At 71.0% G+C, this 14,908-nt stretch carries 12 protein-coding genes; 4 read left to right on the forward strand and 8 right to left on the reverse strand.

Translation table 11 applies throughout. The features are described from left to right. Positions 1–223: 223 nt before the first annotated feature. The 3 genes from OO69_RS41235 to OO69_RS41245 all read right to left on the reverse strand — a co-directional run bounded on the left by OO69_RS41235 (position 224) and on the right by OO69_RS41245 (position 2,192). Positions 224–1,006 (reverse strand): class I SAM-dependent methyltransferase, encoded by a 783-nt coding sequence (locus tag OO69_RS41235; protein WP_033286094.1) that lies wholly within the window; start codon positions 1,004–1,006, stop codon positions 224–226. 204 nt (positions 1,007–1,210) lie between these two features. Further along, positions 1,211–1,735: a hypothetical protein gene (locus OO69_RS41240; RefSeq protein ID WP_033286095.1), complete on the reverse strand. Its 525-nt coding sequence runs from the start codon at positions 1,733–1,735 to the stop codon at positions 1,211–1,213. 127 nt (positions 1,736–1,862) lie between these two features. Further along, entirely contained in the window at positions 1,863–2,192 is a 330-nt protein-coding gene (locus tag OO69_RS41245) for an SH3 domain-containing protein (protein WP_033286096.1), read from the reverse strand. Positions 2,193–2,374: 182 nt separating this feature from the next. Here OO69_RS41245 and OO69_RS41250 point away from each other — a divergent pair, with 182 nt between their 5' ends. Further along, positions 2,375–4,480: a serine/threonine-protein kinase gene (locus OO69_RS41250; protein WP_033286097.1), complete on the forward strand. Its 2,106-nt coding sequence runs from the start codon at positions 2,375–2,377 to the stop codon at positions 4,478–4,480. A gap of 91 nt (positions 4,481–4,571) precedes the next feature. Here the strand turns inward: OO69_RS41250 and ilvD are convergent, their stop codons facing one another. From ilvD to OO69_RS41270, 4 genes are all read right to left on the reverse strand, one after another. Continuing rightward, positions 4,572–6,425, reverse strand: a complete 1,854-nt coding sequence (gene ilvD, locus OO69_RS41255; protein WP_033286098.1) for a dihydroxy-acid dehydratase — start codon at positions 6,423–6,425, stop codon at positions 4,572–4,574. A gap of 111 nt (positions 6,426–6,536) precedes the next feature. Beyond that, positions 6,537–7,142 carry a TetR/AcrR family transcriptional regulator gene (locus OO69_RS41260; protein WP_033286099.1) on the reverse strand — a complete coding sequence of 202 codons (606 nt, stop codon included), beginning with the start codon at positions 7,140–7,142 and terminating at the stop codon, positions 6,537–6,539. Beyond that, the gene (locus OO69_RS41265; RefSeq protein WP_033286100.1) at positions 7,139–7,963 is read right to left on the reverse strand and encodes a sugar phosphate isomerase/epimerase family protein; all 825 of its coding nucleotides are present in this window, start codon (positions 7,961–7,963) and stop codon (positions 7,139–7,141) included. Before OO69_RS41265 ends, OO69_RS41260 begins: the two co-directional genes overlap by 4 nt. 513 nt (positions 7,964–8,476) lie before the next feature. Next, complete coding sequence (locus OO69_RS41270) at positions 8,477–9,430, reverse strand: Ppx/GppA phosphatase family protein (RefSeq protein WP_033286101.1); 954 nt, start codon at positions 9,428–9,430, stop codon at positions 8,477–8,479. An 83-nt stretch (positions 9,431–9,513) separates the two neighbouring features. On the opposite strand from OO69_RS41270, the gene OO69_RS41275 reads away from it, so the two are divergent. Further along, positions 9,514–10,371: a hypothetical protein gene (locus OO69_RS41275; protein WP_078652800.1), complete on the forward strand. Its 858-nt coding sequence runs from the start codon at positions 9,514–9,516 to the stop codon at positions 10,369–10,371. Positions 10,372–10,375: 4 nt separating this feature from the next. On the opposite strand, the gene OO69_RS41280 is transcribed toward OO69_RS41275, so the two are convergent. Beyond that, positions 10,376–12,076 (reverse strand): BACON domain-containing protein, encoded by a 1,701-nt coding sequence (locus tag OO69_RS41280; RefSeq protein ID WP_033286103.1) that lies wholly within the window; start codon positions 12,074–12,076, stop codon positions 10,376–10,378. 198 nt (positions 12,077–12,274) lie between these two features. Between OO69_RS41280 and radA the strand changes: the two genes are divergently transcribed. Both radA and disA read left to right on the forward strand, forming a co-directional pair. Beyond that, positions 12,275–13,684, forward strand: a complete 1,410-nt coding sequence (gene radA, locus OO69_RS41285; RefSeq protein WP_033286104.1) for a DNA repair protein RadA — start codon at positions 12,275–12,277, stop codon at positions 13,682–13,684. Between the two features lie 137 nt (positions 13,685–13,821). After that, positions 13,822–14,880: a DNA integrity scanning diadenylate cyclase DisA gene (gene disA, locus OO69_RS41290; protein ID WP_051801604.1), complete on the forward strand. Its 1,059-nt coding sequence runs from the start codon at positions 13,822–13,824 to the stop codon at positions 14,878–14,880. Positions 14,881–14,908 lie beyond the last annotated feature (28 nt).

Consider the following 14,908-nt stretch of genomic DNA (forward strand, 5'->3'; position numbering starts at 1 on the left):
GGTCGGGGGCGGGGTGACGGGGTAACGGTCTTGAGGGAGGCGTGAGTTGTCGGGTGCGGGTTGTGGGGGGCTGGTCGCGCAGTTCCCCGCGCCCCTAGGTGGTGGGGGGTGCGGGTGCGTGGTGGGTCGCCTGATGTGCGTTGTGGGGCGGTGGTGAGTCGGGCGGCTGTCGGGTGACTGCCGAGGGCGTGACGCGGTGAGCGGGGCCCGTCAGGTCAAGGGATCATGGGGTGAGGGCTACGACGAGTTCCACGACGTAGGTCTCCTCCACCGTCTCGTCGGGGAAGACGGTTCGTAGGTGGTCGCGTTCCTCGGTCAGGAAGGCGTTCGTGCTGGCCTTGTCGTGGACCAGGAAGGCCGAGTGGCTGCCGATGTTGGCCAGGTGGGTGTCGATCGGGACGCGGCGCCTCCAGCGGACCTGCCGGTGGGCGAAGTCGAGGCGGCCGGTGGGGTCGGCGAGCGCGGAGCGTACGCCGCTGCCGTTCTGCTCCACGACGCGGTCGATGCCGAAGTGGGTCTTGATGCGTTCGGTCTGCTCCTCGATCCACGGCACGTCGCGAGCGCCGGTGTTCCACCACAGCGTGAGTGCGCCGCCCGGGCGCAGTACGCGGAGCGCTTCCGGGACCGAGCGGGTGGGGTCGGTCCAGTGCCAGGCCTGGGCGTAGGTGAGGAAGTCGACGGAGTGGTCGGCGAGGGGCAGGGCGTTGCCGTTGCCCCGGACGATCGGGACCTCGGGGAGGGTCCGGCGGAACTGGGCGGCCATGCCGTCGCCGGGTTCGATCGCGATCGCCTCGGCGCCGCGCGCGTGCAGCAGGGCGGTCGCGATGCCGGTGCCCGCGCCGACGTCCGCGACGCGGGCACCGGAGAGGGGGTGGCCGGCGAGTTCCTCGATGGCGTCGAAGAGGGCGGGCGGGTACGAGGGGCGGTTCTCGGCGTACTGGGCCGCGGCCGCGTTGAAGGAGCTGGCTCGGGCCGCGGGCGAGGGGGGATTCGCGGAGGTGGTCATACGGCCATGGTTACGTGGGTGGGTGCAGGGTGCAGGTGGTTTTTGGTGAGACATGGGGAATCGGCGCGACCGTCGGAGCGGTGAGCTGCCGTACTACCGGCTCTCGCTCGCCGGAAGAGTTCCGCGTACCCGGAGAGTTCCGCGTGCCCGAGGACTTGGCCGTGACCCAGGCGTCGTAGCTCCCCCGGAGTCCGTGCCTCCGCCTCAGGCGCCCCGGCGCTTCTTCGACGGGTTGCGGGTGCGGCGGGACGTGCGCTTCTCGTGCTGGGTCAGGGCCGTCTCGTACTCCTGGCGGTGGAGGGTTTCGCCGGGGGCCTCCACCAGGGAGCGGAAGAAGTAGGCGAGGAGGGAGCCGACGAAGCCGATGGCCAGGAGGCCGCGGAGGGAGGCCTGGCGGTCGGGGTCGGGGCGCTTCTTGAAGGTCTCCCAGGTGTGGCCGAAGGCCAGGGCGCTGCAGATCGCGAACATCACGATGACGAGGAGGGTGACGAAGCCGCCGACGTCCGCGATCTGGATGCCCTGGTAGGCGAAGCGGAGGATCAGGCAGGCGGCGGCCGCGGCGGCGAGGGAGCCGGCGGCTGTGCCGACGCGGCGCCCGGTGTAGCCGTTGTCGTGGTTCACCCAGGTGGTGCCGAAGAAGCGGAGGGGCTCGGGGCGGGGACCCGTGCCCGTGCCTTCGCCTGGGGAGCTCGCGGGGGTGTCCTGGGTGCCGGTCGTCTCGTCGTTCACGGGACGATTATGGCTCCGAGGGTGGGCGCGGGCTCCCGTTGGGGCTCAGGCGCAGCGGTCGGCGGTGCTGCCGTCGCTGCCGGTGTTCACGTACGCGTCCGGGACGTGCTCACCGTTGCCGATGCGGTCAGGAGCAGTGCGGGCGGACATAGCCGTCGCTGCCCGTGTTCACGTAGGCGTCGGAGATGTACTCGCCGTCGTCGATGTTGTCCCAGATGTTCGTCGTGCCGTAGTAACCCGTCACCGTGGTGCCCGGCGTCTGGCAGTAGATCGGGACCTGGGAGCCCTCGGCCAGGACGCGGACGATGGTGTAGCCGGTGCCGGGACCGCTGCGGACGTTGACGCGGGTGCCGGGTGCGATCGAGTAGTAGTGCAGTGCGGCTGCCGCGGTCGCCGCCGTGGTGACGGCCTCCGCCGCGCCTTCGCCCTCGACCTCACCAATACGGTCAACAGACATGAAAAACCTCCCCCGTTGGACCCCATGACTGCCATGGGGTCCCGTTGATTCCCCTAAAACACGCCATGAAACATATGTGCGCACATCGCGCTCGGAGACTGGCGAGCCACCTCTGTCCCGTAAGGGTCATCGACTAGGCTCCGTCCGTCGCGCGCGCGGACGATCAGCACGGGGGTGGTTCCATGGCGCCACAGCGCAACACCGGAGCGGGCGCGGAAGCGGAACTTCCCGAGTACGCCGGTCACTACCGCCTGGAGTCATGCCTGGGCTCCGGTGGAATGGGCGTGGTGCATCTGGCGCAGAGCACCTCCGGGATGAAGGTCGCCGTGAAGGTCGTCCACGCGGAGTTCGCGCAGGACCCCGAGTTCAGGGGGCGGTTCCGGCAGGAGGTGGCGGCGGCCAGGAGGGTGAGCGGGGCCTTCACCGCACCCGTGGTCGATGCCGACCCGGAGGCCGAACGGCCTTGGATGGCAACGTCGTTCATCCCCGGGCCGACCCTGTCCGAGCATGTGAAGCGGAACGGGCCCATGGCGCCCGGGGAGTTGCGCCGGTTGATGGCGGGACTGGCCGAGGCGCTGCGCGACATCCACCGGGTGGGCGTCGTCCACAGAGATCTCAAGCCGAGCAATGTGCTGCTCGCCGAGGACGGGCCGAAGGTCATCGACTTCGGCATCTCTCGGCCAAAGGACAGCGAACTGCGCACCGAGACCGGCAAGTTGATCGGGACGCCGCCCTTCATGGCACCCGAGCAGTTCCGGCGGCCTCGCGAGGTCGGGCCGGCCGCCGACATCTTCGCGCTCGGGTCCGTGCTGGTGCACGCGGCGACGGGGCGCGGGCCGTTCGACTCCGACAGCCCGTACGTCGTCGCCTATCAAGTCGTCCATGACGAGCCGGACTTGGCCGGGCTGCCGGAGAACATCGCGCCGCTGGTGCTGCGTTGCCTCGCCAAGGAGCCCGAGGACCGGCCCACGCCCGACGAGCTGATGCGTGAACTCCGGTCGGTGTCGGCCTCGTACGACACCCAGGCGTACATACCGGCACAGCGGGCCGGTGTCACGCCGGTGCCGGAGCACCGTACGGAAGAGCCCGAGCAGTCCGAACGGCGGCTCGGGCGGCGGCTTTTGGGCCATCGGTTCGCCCTCGGCGCGGGCGCGCTCGGCCTGGCCGCGATCGGCACGCTCGCCGCGCTCCAGCTGACCGACGACGGCGAGGCGACGGCGAGGAGCACCACCCCGCACACCACGCCCAGCACCGGGTTCGGCGAGTGGAAGGCCACGCCGGTCTCCAAGCAGAGCACGCCCCAATGCTCGTACGGGGCAGGGAAGTTGCTCTGCGCGCAGCCCGGGGTGGTGTTCGCCCTGGACCCGTCCGACGGCCGGGTGCTGTGGCGGCACTCCGTCGCGACGACGCACCGCAGCGGGCCGCCGGTCCTCTCGGGCGGCCTGGTGCAGCCGTCGTTGGACACCGGCCGGCGTCTGGAGGCGCTCGATCCCGCCTCGGGCAAGGTGCGTTGGCAGAAGACCGTCCCCGCGTACACCGGGCTCGCGGACGCCGGCGGCATGCTCCTGCTCACCCACGCGGACGGGACGGTCACCGGTGTGGACGGCGCCTCGGGCGACACGAGGTGGAGCCACCGGATCCCGGGTCAACTGGCGCCCTATTTCACCTCGTTCACCGGGGACTCGACGGCGTACGCGACGAACACGTCGGAGGACGGGGCGAAGACCCGGGTGACGGCGGTCGATCCGGCCACCGGCGCGGTGCGCTGGGACGCGCGGCTGAAGGGGTCGTTGAAGCCCGTCGGCGCGGCGGGCGGGTCCGTGTATCTCCTCGCGGTCGACACCGTCTACGGCGCCACGGAGGCCGTCGTCCGCTACACCCCGGACACCGGGGCCACGCGGCGCGTGGCGCTGCCCGCGCGCGTCGACCAGGCCCACGGGACCGTCCACGGGAACGTCGTCTACCTCATGGGGGCCGGCGGATCGCTGAGGGCCGTGGACATGGCCGCGCGGAAGCAGCTGTGGGGTCTGGAGACGGCCGTGGCACGGAGTTCCGCGCCGGTCGCGGACGGACGGCAGGTGTATGTCACCTCCGGGGACGGGCGGTTGCTCGCGGTGGACGCCCGCGCGGGACGACTCGTGGGGCAGACACCCGCGCGCCTCGACTCCAACTCCGACCGGATCAGCGCGGCGCTGCCCGAACCCGTCGTAGCGAACGACCACGTCTACGCGGCTGCCCCCGACGGCACGGTCTTCGCCGTCAACTCCCGTACTCCCGGCGCCTGGTAACGGCCGTAGGCCCGGCAAGCCGAAGGGCCGTCCCCGCGAAGGGGGACGGCCCGAGGTCTAACAGGCTTCAGTACTACCGGAGTTACGAACCTCAGCCCAGCTTGCTGACGTCCCGCACCGCTCCGCGGTCCGCGCTGGTGGCCATCGCCGCGTACGCGTGCAGGGCCGCCGACACCTTGCGCTCGCGCTGCTTCGGGGCGTAGCGCCCGTCCAGCGCGGCCTCGCGGCGGGCCAACTCGGCGTCGTCCACGAGGAGTTCGATGGAGCGGTTCGGGATGTCGATGCGGATGCGGTCGCCGTTCTCGACGAGGGCGATGGTGCCGCCGGACGCCGCCTCGGGGGACGCGTGGCCGATGGACAGGCCCGAAGTGCCGCCGGAGAAGCGGCCGTCGGTGATCAGGGCGCAGGTCTTGCCGAGGCCGCGGCCCTTGAGGAAGGACGTCGGGTAGAGCATCTCCTGCATGCCGGGGCCGCCCTTGGGGCCCTCGTAGCGGATGACGACGACATCGCCGTGCGTCACCTGTTTGTTGAGGATCTTCTCGACGGCCTCTTCCTGCGACTCGCAGACGACCGCCGGGCCCTCGAAGGTCCAGATGGACTCGTCGACGCCCGCCGTCTTCACGACGCAGCCGTCGACGGCCAGGTTGCCCTTGAGGACCGCGAGGCCGCCGTCCTTGGAGTACGCGTGCTCGGCGGAGCGGATGCAGCCCTCGGCCGCGTCCTCGTCCAGCGCCTCCCAGCGCTCGGACTGGGAGAAGGCCTCGGCGGAGCGGACGCAGCCGGGCGCCGCGTGCCACAGTTCCACGGCCTCCGGCGACGGGGAGCCGCCGCGCACGTCCCAGGTCTTCAGCCAGTCCGCCAGGGACGGGCTGTGGACGGAGTGGACGTCCTCGTTCAGCAGGCCCGCGCGGTGCAACTCGCCCAGCAGGGCCGGGATTCCGCCCGCGCGGTGGACGTCCTCCATGTAGTACGTGCGGCTCTTCGCGACGTTCGGGGCGACCTTCGCGAGGCACGGCACGCGGCGCGAGACGGCGTTGATCTCCTCCAGGCCGAACTGGACGCCACCCTCCTGCGCCGCGGCCAGCAGGTGCAGGATCGTGTTGGTGGAGCCGCCCATCGCGATGTCGAGGGCCATCGCGTTCTCGAAGGCCGCGAAGGTGGCGACGTTGCGCGGCAGGACCGTCTCGTCGTCCTGGTCGTAGTAGCGGCGGGTGATGTCCATCACCGTGCGGGCCGCGTCCTGGTACAGGCCCTTGCGGGCGGTGTGCGTCGCGAGGACCGAGCCGTTGCCCGGCAGCGACAGGCCGATGGCCTCGGTCAGGCAGTTCATCGAGTTGGCGGTGAACATGCCGGAACAGGAGCCGCAGGTCGGACAGGCGTTCTCCTCGATGTTGAGGACGTCCGCGTCGGAGATGCTGTCGTTGGCGGCGTCGACCATCGCGTCGATCAGGTCCAGTGTGCGGACGGTGCCGTCCTGCAGCGTGGCGCGCCCGGCCTCCATGGGACCGCCGGAGACGAAGACCGTCGGGATGTTCAGGCGCAGTGCCGCCATGAGCATGCCGGGCGTGATCTTGTCGCAGTTGGAGATGCAGATCAGGGCGTCGGCGCAGTGCGCCTCGACCATGTACTCGACCGAGTCCGCGATCAGGTCGCGCGAGGGCAGGCTGTAGAGCATGCCGCCGTGGCCCATCGCGATGCCGTCGTCGACCGCGATGGTGTTGAACTCGCGCGGGATGCCCCCAGCCGCGGTGATCGCCTCGCTGACGATCCGGCCGACGGGCTGCAGGTGGGTGTGGCCGGGCACGAACTCCGTGAAGCTGTTCGCCACCGCGATGATCGGCTTCCGGCCGATGTCCGCACCGGGTACACCGGAGGCGCGCATAAGGGCGCGTGCGCCCGCCATGTTGCGGCCGTGGGTGACTGTACGGGACCTCAGCTCGGGCATCGTCGATCGCTCCTTCAGACAGATAGGGCTGCTAAAGAGCGTACGCCGGTCATCCAGGGGTCGGACACGGTGTCCGCATCGCGGGACACCCGTCTCGCGAACGTGAGGGTCCTACGGCCCGGTCAAGTGCCCCTGCACGACCGGCGCCACCCGCGCGATGATCCGCTCCACGTCCACCGAGGCGAGCGGTTCCACCTTGATCACGTAGCGCAGCATCGCCGTACCGACCAACTGCGCGGCCGCCAGTTCGGCGCGCAGCTCCCCGTCCGGGAGGTCGAGCCGGGCGGCGACCCGGCCGAGCACCTGGGAGACCACGAGCCGGCGGAAGACGGCCGCGGCGGCTTCGTTGTTGACGGCGGAACGGACCACCGCCAGCAGCGGGGTACGGGTGGCCGGGTTCTCCCAGATGCCGAAGATGAAGCGGGTCAGCCGCTCGCCGACGCCGTCCAGCGGCCCCTCGACGACCGCGTCCGGCGCGTTCTGCGCGGGCGCGAGCGCGACCGCGATGGCCGCCTCGAAAACCTGCTCCTTCGTACCGAAGTAGTGGTGCACGAGCGCGGAGTCGACCCCGGCGGCCTTCGCGATCCCCCGCACAGACGTCTTCTCGTACCCCCGCTCGGAGAACTCCTCGCGGGCCGCGGCCAGGATCCGGTCGCGGGTGTCGGCGGACTCCGTACGAGGGGGTCGGCCCCGGCGCTTGGCGGTGGCGTCGGTCACCGCCGGGGCACCTTCACGGCCGAGGCCAGATGCAGCCGCGTGAAGGCGAGCGCCTCCGCGAGATCGGCCTCGCGTTCGGCGCTGGACATCGCGCGCCGGGTGTTGACCTCGATGACGACATGGCCGTCGAAGCCGGTCGTCGCGAGCCGCTCCAGCAACTCGGCGCAGGGCTGGGTGCCGCGGCCGGGGACGAGGTGCTCGTCCTTGTTCGAGCCGTTGCCGTCCGCGAGGTGGACATGGCCGAGCCGGTCGCCCATGCGCCCGATCATCTCGGTCGCATCGGTGCGGGCGGTCGCGGTGTGGCTGAGGTCGATCGTGAAGTGCCGGTAGTCCTCGTTCGTGACGTCCCAGTCGGGGGCGTAGGCGAGCATCTCGCGGTCGCGGTAGCGCCACGGGTACATGTTCTCTACGGCGAACCGCACATCCGTCTCGTTCGCCATCCGCCAGATCCCGCTGACGAAGTCCCGCGCGTACTGGCGCTGCCAGCGGAACGGCGGATGCACCACGACCGTGCTCGCGCCGAGCTTCTCGGCGGCCGCCTGGGCGCGCTGGAGCTTGATCCACGGGTCGGTGGACCACACCCGCTGCGTGATGAGCAGGCACGGCGCGTGCACGGCGAGGATCGGGACCTGGTGGTAGTCGCTGAGCCGGCGCAGCGCGTCGATGTCCTGGCTGACCGGGTCGGTCCACACCATGACCTCGACGCCGTCGTAGCCGAGGCGTGCGGCGATCTCGAAGGCCGTCGCCGTCGACTCCGGATACACGGACGCCGTGGACAGCGCGACCTTCGCATCCGGGATGCGCACGACTGGTTCTGCCACGGAGGACAGACTACGGGGCGGTGCTTTGCGCGGGGGAGCCGGTTGCTGTGGCCGCGCTGTGCGGGGGACGGCAACCGGCCATCCGCGGCGCGGGGCCGCGTTGTGGCGATACTTCATGCGGGTTCGATACGTCCCGTACCTTGCGGGCGTTCAGTACGGCTCGGCTGGGTGTCCCGCCCCGGGGGCCCTCTTCGTGCGTCTGCGGGGTGCTTCGTTCGGCTGCGGCGCCGTTGCCGGGGGCTCCGCCCCCGGACCCCCATCGGCCCTGAAGGGGCCTCGTCCTCAAACGCCGGACAGGCTGATCCATGCGGGCCGGAGTTGGCGGGTGCTGGACGGGCCGGGCGATCAGTCGGTCGGAGTTGGATGGTCGATCTGTGCCGATTTCGGTGGTGGTGTCGTTCAAGCCCCGGCGCGGACGGCCACGGACGTACGCCCCGGCAAACAGCCACACGCGCCTGCGCCCGCCGCACCGTCCGACCGCCCCCCACACCGACGGCATCCGATCCACCCCACCTACACCGACGGCATCTGATCCAGCCGTGACGGCATCTGATCCAAGCGCCGCAGGATCACGCCCTCGCGCAGCGCCCAGGGGCAGACCTCCAGGGTCTCGACGCCGAACAGGTCCATCGCGCCCTCGGCGACCATCGCGCCCGCGATGAGCTGTTCGGCGCGGCCTTCGGAGACGCCGGGGAGGAGGGCGCGCTGGGTGGTGGTCATGCCGGCGAGGCGCGGGACCCACGACTCCAGGGAGCCGCGCTTCAGCTCACGTTGGACGTAGAGGCCGTCGGCGGAGCGGGCGGCGCCGGCGAGGCGGGCCAGTTGCTTGAAGGTCTTCGAGGTCGCCACCACGTGGTCGGGGGCGCCGAAACGGCTGAACTCGCCCACCGTGCGGGCGATCTGGGCGCGCACATGGCGGCGCAGGGCCCTTATCGCGTCCGGTTCCGGCGGGTCGCCGGGGAGCCAGGCGGCGGTGAGGCGGCCCGCGCCGAGGGGCAGGGAGACGGCCGCGTCGGGCTCCTCGTCGATGCCGTAGGCGATCTCCAGGGAGCCGCCGCCGATGTCGAGGACGAGGAGCTTGCCCGCGGACCAGCCGAACCAGCGGCGGACGGCGAGGAAGGTGAGCCGGGCCTCCTCGGCGCCGGTGAGGACCTGGAGTTCGACGCCGGTCTCGGTCTGCACGCGCGCGAGGACGTCGTCGGCGTTGCTGGCCTCGCGGACGGCGGAGGTGGCGAACGGGAGGAGTTCCTCGACGCCCTTGTCCTCGGCTGCCTGCAGCGCCTCCTGGACGACGCCGACGAGTTTGTCGACCCCTTCGGGGCCGATCGCGCCGTCCTCGTCGAGGAGTTGGGCAAGGCGCAGTTCCACCTTGTGCGAGTGCGCGGGCAGCGGGCGCGCGCCCGGGTGTGCGTCCACCACCAGCAGATGCACCGTGTTCGATCCCACGTCGAGGACACCGAGTCTCATATACGGAACGCTACTGCCACCTGCACCTATCTCGGTCCCCGGTGCGGTGTCTGGGGCCGCTCCGGGCGACTTACCCTGGACCCGTGCCAAAGACGAAAAAGGCGAAGACCGACAAGGCGGCCAAATCACCCGGCGATTCTTCGGCGGTGACGTCGGCCAAGCCCCCGAAGCCGTCGAAGAAGGCCCTGAAAGCGGACGAGAAGGGGCTCGACTTCGCGCGCGCGTGGGTGGAGTTCCCGGATCCGGCGGACGAGGAGCAGCTGTTCCGCTGCGATCTGACATGGCTGACCTCTCGCTGGAACTGCATCTTCGGAAGCGGCTGCCAGGGCATCCAGGCAGGCCGCGCGGACGACGGATGCTGCACCCTGGGCGCGCACTTCTCGGACAAGGACGACGAGAAACGGGTCGCCGGGCATGTGGCGAGGCTCACGCCCGACATCTGGCAGCACCACGACGAGGGCGTGGAGAACGGCTGGGTCTCCAAGGACGAGGACGGCGACCGCCAGACCCGCCCCTTTCAGGGCTCGTGCATCTTCCAGAACCGCCCCGGTTTCGCCGGCGGCGCGGGCTGCTCGCTGCACATCCTGGCCGTCAAGGAGGGCCGCGAGCCCCTGGAGACCAAGCCGGACGTCTGCTGGCAGCTCCCGGTGCGGCGGACGTACGAGTGGATCGACCGCCCGGACGACACGCGCATTCTCCAGGTGTCGATCGGCGAGTACGACCGCAGGGGCTGGGGTTCCGGCGGCCACGACCTGCACTGGTGGTGCACGTCGGCGACCTCGGCGCACGGTGCGGGCGACCCGGTCTACGTGTCCTACGGCCCGGAGCTGACCGAGCTGATGGGCAAGGCCGGCTACGACCGCCTGGTCGAGCTGTGCGAACAGCGCCTGGCCTCGCAACTCCCGCTCCTGGCACCGCATCCGGCGGACCCGGTCGCCTGACAGGTTACGACGAACTCGGCTCGCCGCCGCCGTCGTCCGGCGGCGTCGAGCCACCCGGGTCGGCGGGGGACGAGTCCGTCGCGGTCGGTGTCGGGGTCGGGTCGGCGGACGTGGGCGGCGGGTCGCTCGGCGTGGGGTCGGTGGGTGCCGTGCTCGTGGGCGTCGGATCCGGGCTCGACGAGGGCGGGTCGCCGGGGTCGGTGGGGTGCGTGGGGTCGCCGGGGTCGGTCGGGGCGGGCGCGGTGCCGTAGCCCTCGATCGAGACGATGGCCCCGGCCGGTGAGACGGCCACGCGCGCGGTCCAGTGGCCGGAGGGCTCGCGCAGGTGGTCGACGTACACCTTGATCGTCAACGAGTCGCCCGGTGCGAGGGTTCCCGAGGACTGGCTGAGGTAGAGCCAGGGCGCGGCGGTGGTCGCGGACCAGCGGACCGGGGCCGAGCCCGACGCCGTGAGGGTGATCAGCGTGGTGTCGCTGCTGTTGGCGGCCGAGACGGCGAGGTGACCGGCGCCCTTCTGTCCGGCACCGGTGACGCTGATGACCTCTACGGAGACATCGTTTTTGCCGTTCTTGCCGGGCCGTGGAGTCGCGCTCGCGTTCCCGGTGTTCTCGTAGCCCCCGCTCGCGACCTCGCCCTCCAGGCTGCCGGGCCCGTGCTGCTCGCTCGCGGTGATAGCCCTGCCGTCGACGCCCTCGCCGGTCGGTGTGCCCCGGTAGGCGGCCCACAGCGCGAGGACGGGCGCGGCGATGACGGTGGCGACGACGGTCGTCGTGACGGCACGCGCGCGTAGGCGGTCCCTCCGGGCGGCGCGGTCCTTCGGGTCCATCGGAAAACCGCGCCGGTCGAAACGCGGTGCGGCGGCGCCACGCGCGCGTGGGAGATGCGCCATGGCGACGTGCAGGGCCGCGCGGGGTGCCTCCAGGACGGGCAGTTCGGCGGGCGTGACACTCGCGCCGGGCCAACTCCCGGGCACCGCGCGCTCGGCGGTACGACGGCAGTGCGGGCAGTCGTCGACATGCCGGACGAGTTCGCGGCGCAGGGCGCTGCTGAGCACCAGCTGATGGTCACCGGTGAGCCGGGCGACGCTCGGGCAGCTCCCGGTCTCCACGACGGCGAGGGCGGCACGCGTGCGTTCCACCTCGCAAGCAGCAGAGGCGAGCAACTCCCGTGCGCCGGCGAGGTCCATGCCGAGAACGGCGGCGACCTCATGGGCGGCGAGCCGGTGGCGCACGGCGAGTTCGAGCGCCTCGCGCTGCTCCGGGGTGGTGCCTGCGGCCTCCGGCCAGGCGAGCAGGGCGAGTTCACGCCGCCGCTGCTCCCTCAACTCCTCGGAAAGTGCGGGCTCTTCCACCTCACCGCGCCCCACGGCGTGGGTGCCCTGACGTTTCTGCTTGGCCTCGGCCAGCTTGCGCAGGCATGCCCAGCGGGCCAGTGCGTACAGCCAGGCCCGACGGTCACCGGCCGTCTCCGGCACGCGCGCGCCCCGGCGTTCGGCCAGCGCGAGCACGTCCCCCAGGGCGGCGGTCGCCGCGTCGTGGTCGCAGAGGACGGACAGGCAGTAGGTGAACAGGCCGTCCAGATACGGCTCGTAGCGCGCGGGCGGGCGCTGCGCCAGCGTGCGCGCCGCCCCGCGGTCGCGCGCCTCCCGATGCGCCCGGTGTGCGCCGGTGGTGCGGGTCGAGGTCTCCGGACTGCTGCTCATCACCCGTGCGACCGTAGGCGGCGGGCGATGCCCCCTTCCGCCCCCTTGAGCACATTTAATCCGTACGGGTGAAACGATCCCTCATAAGGGGACAGGAACCCTTCCTTCCATGGCTCGTTCCCGACGGACGGTGGCCGGATACCGAAGGGGCGCGGCCCGTCCGCCGACCGCGTTGTCAGTGGCGGCGGTTACGGTTCACGCATGGCTGCCCGTACCAAGACCACCAAGGACCGACCGTCCTACCGCTGCACCGAGTGCGGCTGGCAGACGGCCAAGTGGCTCGGCCGCTGCTCCGAGTGCCAGGCCTGGGGCACGGTCGAGGAGTACGGCACGCCCGCGGTCCGGACGACGTCCCCCGGCCGCGTCACCACCTCCGCGGTACCGATCGGCCAGGTCGACGGCCGCACGGCCACGGCCCGCTCGACCGGCGTGCCCGAGCTGGACCGGGTCCTCGGCGGCGGCCTGGTCCCCGGAGCGGTGGTCCTCCTAGCGGGCGAACCGGGCGTGGGCAAGTCGACCCTCCTCCTCGACGTGGCGGCGAAGTCGGCGAGCGAGGAGCACCGCACGCTCTACGTGACCGGCGAGGAGTCGGCGAGCCAGGTCCGCCTGCGCGCCGACCGCATCAAGGCGATCGACGACCACCTCTACCTCGCCGCCGAGACCGATCTGGCCACGATCCTGGGCCACTTGGACGCGGTGAAGCCCTCCCTCCTCATCCTGGACTCCGTCCAGACGGTGGCCTCCCCGGAGATCGACGGCGCCCCCGGCGGCATGGCCCAGGTCCGCGAGGTGGCCGGCGCCCTGATCCGCGCCTCCAAGGAACGAGGCATGTCCACCCTCCTCGTAGGCCACGTCACCAAGGACGGCGCGATCGCGGGCCCCCGCCTCCTGGAGCACCTGGTGGACGTGGTCCTCTCCTTCGAGGGCGACCGCCACGCACGCCTGCGCCTCGTACGGGGCGTCAAGAACCGCTACGGCACGACGGACGAGGTCGGCTGCTTCGAACTCCACGACGAGGGCATCACAGGCCTGGCCGACCCGAGCGGCCTGTTCCTGACCCGCCGCGCGGAGCCGGTCCCCGGCACCTGCCTGACCGTCACCCTGGAGGGCCGCCGCCCCCTGGTCGCCGAGGTCCAGGCCCTCACGGTCGACTCCCAGATCCCCTCCCCCCGCCGCACCACCTCGGGCCTGGAGACATCCCGGGTCTCGATGATGCTGGCGGTCCTGGAACAACGCGGCAAGATCAGCGCCCTGGGCAAGCGAGACATCTACTCCGCAACAGTGGGCGGCGTAAAACTCACCGAACCGGCAGCAGATCTGGCCATCGCACTCGCCCTGGCCTCAGCGGCAAGCGACACCCCCCTCCCCAAAAACCTGGTGGCGATCGGCGAAGTAGGCCTGGCAGGCGAGGTCAGAAGGGTCACGGGCGTCCAGCGCAGACTCTCCGAAGCACACCGTCTGGGCTTCACCCACGCCCTCGTTCCGAGCGACCCCGGCAAGATCCCGGCCGGCATGAAGGTCCTCGAAGTAGCCGACATAGGAGACGCTCTCCGGGTCCTTCCAAGGTCCCGTAAGCGAGAGGCCCCACGGGACGCCGAGGACCGCCGGTAGACTTTGCCCTGGTCTCGCCCGTCCGTACGAAGAGAGTGTGCGGAAACGGGAGTACCGGAAACACCTGCGACCGGAGGAGTGCAGTGGCAGCCAACGACCGGGCGTCAGCTCCCGGAAAGTCCGGCGGCGATGGCCTGATGCGCGCCTCACTGAGCGCCGTTGCCCCCGGCACGGCCCTGCGCGACGGCCTGGAGCGCATCCTCCGCGGCAACACGGGCGGCCTCATCGTGCTCGGCTCCGACAAGACCGTAGAAGCGATGTGCACAGGCGGTTTCATCCTGGACGTGGAGTTCACAGCCACGCGCCTACGCGAACTCTGCAAGCTGGACGGCGGCATCGTAGTGTCGTCCGACCTCTCGAAGATCCTCCGAGCGGGCGTCCAACTGGTCCCGGACCCCAACATCCCCACCGAAGAGACAGGCACCCGCCACCGCACGGCGGACCGGGTCAGCAAACAGGTCGCCTACCCAGTGGTCTCCGTCTCCCAGTCCATGCGCCTGATCGCCCTCTACGTAGACGGCCAACGCCGCGTACTGGAGGACTCGGCGGCGATCCTGTCCCGAGCCAACCAGGCCCTCGCCACCCTGGAGCGCTACAAGCTCCGCCTGGACGAGGTGGCGGGAACGCTCTCGGCCCTGGAGATCGAGGACCTGGTGACGGTCCGAGACGTATCGGCAGTGGTCCAACGTCTCGAAATGGTCCGCCTGATCGCGACCGAGATCGCCGAGTACGTAGTGGAGTTGGGCACAGACGGCCGCCTACTCGCCCTCCAGTTGGAGGAGTTGATCGCGGGCGTGGAGCCGGAGCGCGAACTAGTAGTACGCGACTACGTCCCCGAGCCCACAGCCAAACGCTCCCGCACGGTGAACGAGGCCCTGGCCGAACTGGACGCCCTCTCCCATGCGGAGCTCCTCGAACTCCCCACCGTGGCCCGCGCGTTGGGCTACACAGGCTCCCCCGAGGCCCTCGACTCGGCGGTCTCCCCCCGAGGCTTCCGCCTCCTGGCCAAGGTCCCGCGCCTCCCCGGCGCGATCATCGACCGCCTGGTGGAGCACTTCGGCGGCCTCCAGAAACTCCTGGCAGCCAGCGTCGACGACCTCCAGACAGTGGACGGCGTAGGCGAAGCAAGGGCACGCAGTGTCCGAGAGGGCCTCTCCCGCCTGGCGGAGTCCTCAATCCTGGAACGCTACGTGTAGCCCAACCGCCTACTAAGCCCAACTGCCC

Origin of the sequence: Streptomyces sp. NRRL F-525, assembly GCF_000716605.1 — a bacterium.
GTDB lineage: Bacteria > Actinomycetota > Actinomycetes > Streptomycetales > Streptomycetaceae > Streptomyces.

Coding starts and splice junctions, on each gene's coding strand:
- OO69_RS41235 (WP_033286094.1), bottom strand. CDS start 1,006: ATGACCACCTCCGCGAATCCCCCCTCGCCCGCGGCCCGAGCCAGCTCC.
- OO69_RS41245 (WP_033286096.1), bottom strand. CDS start 2,192: ATGTCTGTTGACCGTATTGGTGAGGTCGAGGGCGAAGGCGCGGCGGAG.
- OO69_RS41250 (WP_033286097.1), top strand. CDS start 2,375: ATGGCGCCACAGCGCAACACCGGAGCGGGCGCGGAAGCGGAACTTCCC.
- ilvD (WP_033286098.1), bottom strand. CDS start 6,425: ATGCCCGAGCTGAGGTCCCGTACAGTCACCCACGGCCGCAACATGGCG.
- OO69_RS41270 (WP_033286101.1), bottom strand. CDS start 9,430: ATGAGACTCGGTGTCCTCGACGTGGGATCGAACACGGTGCATCTGCTG.
- radA (WP_033286104.1), top strand. CDS start 12,275: ATGGCTGCCCGTACCAAGACCACCAAGGACCGACCGTCCTACCGCTGC.
- disA (WP_051801604.1), top strand. CDS start 13,822: ATGCGCGCCTCACTGAGCGCCGTTGCCCCCGGCACGGCCCTGCGCGAC.